Annotated in this window: 7 protein-coding genes; 4 read left to right on the top strand and 3 right to left on the bottom strand. The window is 49.3% G+C overall.

Annotation, left to right across the window (positions count from 1 at the left end; translation table 11 throughout):
- Window positions 1-41: 41 nt before the first annotated feature.
- Genes lipA through HMPREF2572_RS01595 form a run of 3 tightly spaced genes read right to left on the bottom strand, consistent with a single transcriptional unit; the run spans window position 42 to window position 1,913 of the window.
- Window positions 42-1,028 (bottom strand): lipoyl synthase, encoded by a 987-nt coding sequence (lipA, locus tag HMPREF2572_RS01605; RefSeq protein WP_070495812.1) that lies wholly within the window; start codon window positions 1,026-1,028, stop codon window positions 42-44.
- Window positions 1,028-1,645 (bottom strand): lipoyl(octanoyl) transferase LipB, encoded by a 618-nt coding sequence (gene lipB, locus HMPREF2572_RS01600; protein WP_070495810.1) that lies wholly within the window; start codon window positions 1,643-1,645, stop codon window positions 1,028-1,030. Before lipB ends, lipA begins: the two co-directional genes overlap by 1 nt.
- Window position 1,646: 1 nt before the next feature.
- A complete protein-coding gene (locus HMPREF2572_RS01595; protein WP_003756826.1) occupies window positions 1,647-1,913 on the bottom strand; it encodes an HP0495 family protein in 267 nt (88 codons plus the stop codon).
- A gap of 200 nt (window positions 1,914-2,113) precedes the next feature.
- On the opposite strand from HMPREF2572_RS01595, the gene lon reads away from it, so the two are divergent.
- The 4 genes from lon to thrB all read left to right on the top strand — a co-directional run bounded on the left by lon (window position 2,114) and on the right by thrB (window position 6,890).
- A complete protein-coding gene (lon, locus tag HMPREF2572_RS01590) occupies window positions 2,114-4,576 on the top strand; it encodes an endopeptidase La (protein WP_070495808.1) in 2,463 nt (820 codons plus the stop codon).
- Window positions 4,577-4,760: 184 nt separating this feature from the next.
- Window positions 4,761-5,030 (top strand): HU family DNA-binding protein, encoded by a 270-nt coding sequence (locus HMPREF2572_RS01585; RefSeq protein WP_003677477.1) that lies wholly within the window; start codon window positions 4,761-4,763, stop codon window positions 5,028-5,030.
- Window positions 5,031-5,287: 257 nt separating this feature from the next.
- Complete coding sequence (locus tag HMPREF2572_RS01580) at window positions 5,288-5,821, top strand: inorganic diphosphatase (protein WP_070495806.1); 534 nt, start codon at window positions 5,288-5,290, stop codon at window positions 5,819-5,821.
- Between the two features lie 151 nt (window positions 5,822-5,972).
- Window positions 5,973-6,890 (top strand): homoserine kinase, encoded by a 918-nt coding sequence (gene thrB / locus HMPREF2572_RS01575; RefSeq protein ID WP_070495803.1) that lies wholly within the window; start codon window positions 5,973-5,975, stop codon window positions 6,888-6,890.
- Window positions 6,891-6,975: the final 85 nt, after the last annotated feature.

Genomic DNA, 6,975 nt, shown 5'->3' with positions numbered 1-6,975 from the left:
TGTCCTGATTTAAATTTAATCCACTATATTAGTGACGGTTATTAATGATGACTGCAACCGCCGCCATGGCTTTCGCGCAATGCTTCTGCGGCCTGCTCGTCGGCATGGTAGCTTGAGCGGACCATGGCGCCGATGGCAGCGTTGGTGAAGCCCAGTTCGTATGCTTCTTTTTCAAAGATTTTGAACTGGTCGGGCGTGACGTAGCGTAAGACGGGCAGATGTCCGTCTGAAGGCTGGAGGTACTGGCCGATGGTAATCATCTCGATATTATGCGCCCGCATATCGCGCATGATTTCGCGCACGTCTTCGTCCGTTTCACCCAAGCCGACCATGATGCCGGATTTGGTCGGGATGTGCGGCATCATTTCTTTATAGCGGCGCAGCAGGTCGAGGGAGTGCTGATAGTTGGCACCCGGACGGGCTTTTTTGTACAGGCTCGGATGGGTTTCCAAGTTGTGGTTCATCACGTCGGGCGGGGTTTCGGCAAGGATTTTCAGTGCAATGTCCAAGCGGCCGCGGAAGTCGGGAACAAGGATTTCGATTTTGGTGTTCGGACTGGTTTCGCGGATGGCTTTGATGCAGTCGGCGAAATGCTGTGCGCCGCCGTCGCGCAGGTCGTCGCGGTCAACGGAGGTGATGACGACGTAACGCAGGTTCATGGCTTTGACGGATTCTGCGAGGTGTTTCGGTTCGTCGGGGTCAAGCATATTCGGGCGGCCGTGTCCCACGTCGCAGAACGGGCAACGTCGGGTACAAATGTCGCCCATAATCATGAAGGTCGCTGTGCCTTTGCTGAAACATTCGCCGATATTCGGGCAGGAGGCTTCTTCGCAAACGGTGTGCATTTTTTGTTCACGCAAAATGTCTTTGATTTCAAAGAATTTGCGTGACGGCAGTTTGGCGCGTATCCATTCGGGTTTTTTCAGTTTTTCCTGAAGGGGGACGACTTTGATGGGGATGCGTGCGGTTTTGTCCGCGCCTTTGAGTTTGACGCCGCGTTTGGGATCGTCAACTTTGATTTCGCTCATTAATTGTTCGCTTTCGGTGTGAGTTGTGTCTCGAGGTGTGCGGTCAGTTTTTGTGCAACTTCGTCCAAGGAGGGACAGGGTTGGACAAAATCCGCGATTTGGGTCATTTCCATGCCGGCATAGCCGCAGGGGTTGATGTGGGTAAATGGGCTTAGGTCCATATTTACGTTCAATGCCAGACCGTGATAGACGGAGCCGTCTTTAATACGCAAGCCGAGTGAGGCGATTTTGCGCTCGCCGACATAAACGCCGGGGCGTTTCGGGTCTGCCGCCGCTTTAATGCCGTATTCCGCCAACGTGGCGATGATGCTGTTTTCAAGCGCGGAGACGATGTTGCGAACGCTGGTTTTGCGGCGTTTGAAGTTGATCATGGTGTAAACGACCAACTGACCGGGACCGTGATAGGTGATTTGCCCACCCCGGTCGATTTGCACGACGGGTATATCGTCGCGAATCAGGAGATGTTCCGGTTTGCCTGCCAGACCTTGCGTGAAGACGGGCGGATGCTCGACCACCCATAATTCGTCTTCGGTATGTTCGTCGCGGGCTGCGTTGAACGCTTTCATGGCTTCGAAAGTCGGTTGGTACTCGACCATGCCTTTATGCACGATTTTCATATCAGTACACCACTTTCACCATTTCGTGATCGGTCAGGGCGCGGTAGATTTTGTCCAGTTGCTCTTTGCTTTCGACGTTTACTTTGACGGTTGCGCCGGTATAGTTGCCCTTGCTGCTTTGACGGGTGGTGATGTGGTGGGGTTCGGTATCGGGCGCGTGCTGGCGGACGGTTTCCAGGATATTTTTTTCAAATTCGGGATGCGCGTTGCCCATGACTTTGATGGGGAATTGGCAGGGGAATTCGATGAGTGAGGTTTGGTCGGTCATGGCTGACTCCTGATGTGCTGTATGCCGAGAGGTCGTCTGAAAAGTTTCCAGCCTTTCAGACGACCTCGAACGGCGTGTATTTTATCGCAAAAAGTTGCCGATAAAAATAGAAGCGTACATCGGCTTTTTCAAGTCTTGAAATACGCTTTTCCATCCCAATTTAAGCCACATTCCGAATTTATTACCAAGTAGAGAACAATATGCCGACAAAAGAAAAACATTTTGAGGAATACAGCGCACTGGCAACCCTGCCTTTACGCGATGTCGTCGTTTATCCGCACATGGTGCTGCCGCTGTTTGTAGGCCGCCCGAAATCCATTGCGGCATTGGAAGCGGCAATGGCGAATGACGATCCGGTGTTTTTGCTGGCGCAAATCGACCCGAACACCGAAGATCCGACGGCGTCTGATTTGCACCGTACGGGTACGGTCGCGCAGGTTTTGCAGGTGTTGAAGCTGCCTGACGGCACGGTAAAAGTATTGGTCGAAGGTATCCGGCGCGGCAGAGTGTTGACCATTGAAGAGAGAGGCGGGTTGTTCCTGTCTCATGTCGAAGCTGTCAACGAGTATGCGGATGCGGACAATCCCGATATTGAAGCCATTCGCCGCACGCTGCTTACCCAGTTTGACCAATACGCCAAGTTAAATAAAAAAATCCCTGCAGAAATCATCAATACCATCAACGGCATCGATGATAACAGCCGTTTGGTGGACACGATTGCGGCGCATTTGCAGTTGAAACTGGAGCAGCGCCAACAGATTTTGGAAACCTTCGGCATTATTGGCCGTATGGAGTTTCTGCTTGCCCAGTTGGAATCCGAACTGGACATCATGCAGGTTGAAAAACGCATCCGCGGCCGTGTCAAACGCCAGATGGAAAAATCCCAGCGCGAGTATTATCTGAACGAGCAAGTGAAAGCGATTCAGAAAGAATTGGGCGAAGAAGACGAACGTGGCGAACTGGATGCGTTGGAAGCAAAAATCAAAGAAGCGGGCATGACCAAAGAAGCCGAAGAGAAATGCCTGTCCGAACTGAAAAAGCTCAAAATGATGCCGCCTATGTCTGCGGAATCCACCGTGGTACGCAACTACATCGATACTTTGCTTGAGCTGCCGTGGAAGAAAAAATCCCGTGTCAGCAAAGACATTGCCAAAGCCGATTTGGTGTTGAACGCCGACCACTATGGCTTGGAAAAAGTCAAAGAACGGATTTTGGAATACCTTGCCGTCCAAAAACGTATGGATAAGCTCAAAGGCCCGATTCTGTGTTTGGTCGGTCCTCCGGGGGTGGGTAAAACCTCTTTGGGCGAATCCATTGCCAAAGCAACAGGCCGTCAATATGTCCGCATGGCTTTGGGCGGCGTGCGCGATGAAAGCGAAATCCGCGGCCACCGCCGCACCTATATTGGCTCTATGCCCGGCAAAATCCTGCAAAACATGGCTAAGGCAGGCGTGAAGAATCCGCTGTTCCTGCTTGACGAAATCGACAAATTGGGCAGCGACTTCCGAGGCGATCCTGCCAGCGCATTGCTTGAGGTGCTTGATCCTGAGCAAAACAACAAGTTTGCCGATCATTATGCGGAAGTGGATTACGACTTGAGCGATGTGATGTTTATCGCCACATCTAATAGCTTGAACATCCCGACCCCGTTGCTCGACCGCATGGAAATCATCCGTTTGTCCGGCTATACCGAAGACGAGAAAATCAATATCGCCATGCAGTATCTCGTGCCGAAGCAAATGAAGCGCAATGGCGTGAAAGAAGGCGAATTGGTAGTCGAAGAAAGCGCGGTACGCGATATCATCCGTTATTACACCCGTGAAGCCGGTGTGCGTTCGCTTGATCGCGAGATTGCCAAAATCTGCCGTAAGGTGGTGATGCAGATTACCTTGAACGAAGATAAGAAGAGGTCGTCTGAAACCAAGAAAACCAGCAAAGCCAAGCCTAAAGCGATTAAAGTCAATGAGAAAAACCTGCATGACTACTTGGGTGTGCGCCGCTTCGATTACGGCGTTGCCGAAAGTGAAAACCGCATCGGACAGGTTACCGGTTTGGCGTGGACGGAAGTCGGCGGCGAATTGCTGACTGTCGAAGCCGTGGCGTTGCCGGGCAAGGGCGTGATCCAGTGTACCGGCCAGTTGGGCGACGTGATGAAGGAATCTGTGTCCGCGGCATGGTCTGTTGTCCGTTCCCGTGCAGAATCAGTGGGTTTGGCTCCTGATTTTTACGAGAAAAAAGACATCCATGTTCACGTTCCCGAAGGTGCAACGCCGAAAGACGGCCCGAGCGCAGGTATCGCCATGACTTTGGCGATGGTGTCTGCCTTTACCAAAATTCCGGTGCGCGCCGATGTGGCGATGACAGGCGAAATCACCCTGCGCGGCGAAGTCTTGCCAATCGGCGGTTTGAAGGAAAAACTGTTGGCTGCCTTGCGCGGCGGCATCAAACACGTCCTGATTCCGAAAGACAACGTCAAAGACTTGGAAGAAATCCCTGAAAACGTGAAAACCGGCCTGACCATCCATCCGGTCAAATGGATAGACGAAGTCCTCGCTTTGGGCTTGGAAAGCCAGCCGACACCTTGGGTTGCGCCTTTAAGTACCGAAGAGGCGCAGGTTGAAGCCGCTAAGCCTAAGTCAAGGGCGAAAGCGACCAAACACTGATTTTGTAAAAAATGTGTTGCAAAAGATGCGGGTTTGCCTTGAAAGCCTGTAAAATAGGGCAATTCCGCATTTTTTGCTTGACACGGTATTTTCAGAATTGCTATAAAGCGCAAAGGTACTCAAAAGTACGAAGCCCCGAGTATTCGGGCATTTCATTATTTTCAACGATAGGAAGGGACTGATTGTGAATAAGTCTGAATTGATCGAAGCAATTGCTCAAGAAGCCGGCATTTCTAAAGCTGCCGCCCAAAAAGCTCTGGATGCCACTACCAATGCTGTAACCAACGCTCTGAAAAAAGGCGACACCGTCACTCTGGTCGGTTTCGGTACTTTCTACGTTGGTGAGCGCGCAGAGCGTCAAGGCCGCAACCCTAAAACTGGCGAGCCTCTGACCATCGCTGCCGCTAAAACTCCTAAATTCCGTGCCGGTAAAGCATTGAAAGATGCTCTGTAAGCATAGATAGGTTTCAAGCCCGATAAGAATCGACTCTGGAATAGGAGTCGATTTTTATTTTGTGCTGTTGTTATCCATTTAAAATCAAAAAAGTTTGTGAATGATGCCAGCTTATATGGTTGGGTTTTATGGCTTTTTAGATTTTCAGACGACTTCGGGTGCTATTAGCGAGGCGCAAAGCCACACATTTCCAGAAAGTCTTTTGTTTGCTATACTTTCAGCGTTTAACTTTTGCAATTGTTTATAAGGAGCGCAAAATGGCAGATTTTAATAAAATCTTGACGCCGGGTGATGTCGATGGCGGCATTATTAATGTTGTGAACGAAATTCCTGCGGGCAGCAACCATAAAATCGAATGGAACCGTAAATTAGCGGCCTTCCAACTCGACCGTGTTGAGCCTGCAATTTTTGCCAAGCCTACAAATTACGGTTTTATTCCCCAAACTTTGGATGAAGATGGCGACGAGTTAGATGTATTGCTGGTTACGGAGCAACCATTGGCTACCGGTATCTTTTTGGAAGCGCGTGTCATTGGTGTAATGAAATTTGTCGATGATGGCGAGGTTGACGATAAAATCGTTTGCGTTCCTGCCGATGACCGCAATAACGGCAATGCATACAAAACATTGTCTGATTTGCCGCAACAATTGATCAAGCAAATCGAATTCCATTTCAACCACTACAAAGACTTGAAAAAAGCAGGCACGACCAAAGTCGAATCTTGGGGCGATGTTGAAGAAGCGAAACAAGTCATTAAAGAATCGATTGAGCGTTGGAATAAACAAGCTTAATGATATAAGCAACTGGGAGGTCGTCTGAAAATATTTTCAGACGACCTTTCTGCCTTTTAATGGCAACGGTACGAGCTTGGCGTTTGCCTGTTTGGCAGAAGAATTTTTTGGTATGATTGCTCCTTATATTTTCTATCGATAGGTTTGCACTATGTCTGTCTATACGAGTGTTTCTGATGACGAAATGCGGGAGTTTTTGACCCAATACGATTTGGGCAACTTTGTATCGTTGCAGGGAATTGCACAGGGGATTACGAACAGCAATTATTTTTTGACGACCACGACCGGGCGTTACGTTTTAACTGTATTCGAAGTATTGAAGCAAGAGGAGCTGCCGTTTTTCTTGGAGCTGAGCAGGCATTTAAGCAGCAATAGCGTAGCTTGTCCTGCCCCGATTGCGCGTAGAGATGGCAAGCTGGATTCTGTTTTGGTGGGCAAACCTGCTTGTCTGGTTACTTGCCTGAACGGTTCGGATACCAGCTGGGCAACGGAAACACAATGTTTCAATACGGGGGCGATGCTGGCGAAAATGCATATTGCCGGACAAAGTTTCCCGCAAAAAATGGCGAATCCGCGTTACGACCGCTGGTGGCATGATGCTTGTAGTCAGCTTTTGCCGGTATTGAGTGAGGATGACGCGGCTTTATTGCAAAAGGAGATTGCTCACTTGGATGGTAATCTGGGTAACAATCTGCCTTCAGGCATTATCCATGCCGATTTGTTTAAGGATAATGTTTTATTGGATGGGGAGAACGTGGCAGGCTTTATCGATTTTTACTATGCCTGCAACGGAAATTTTATGTATGACTTGGCAATTGCCGTCAATGACTGGGCAAGAACAGCCGAGAACAAGCTGGATATTGCTTTGCAAGATGCTTTTGTTAGAGGCTATGAAAGCGTTAGGCCGCTGTCTGATGAAGAGCGCGAATATTTCCCGATTGCACAAAGAGCGGGATGTATTCGGTTTTGGGTGTCACGTCTTTTAGACTTTCACTTTCCACACACCGGTGAAATGACCTTCATTAAAGACCCTAATGCTTTTAGAGATTTGTTATTAAGTTTGAATTGATTGGCAAGCCGCAGTTTTAATATAACCAAAGAAACAAAAGGTCGTCTGAAATGTGAACTGGCCCCCAAATCTTGGACACTCATAA

This window comes from Neisseria sp. HMSC064E01 (assembly GCF_001808875.1).
GTDB lineage: Bacteria > Pseudomonadota > Gammaproteobacteria > Burkholderiales > Neisseriaceae > Neisseria > Neisseria sicca_A.
Note: the sequence above shows the minus strand (reverse complement) of the source record. Positions and strands in the feature narration are given on the sequence as shown.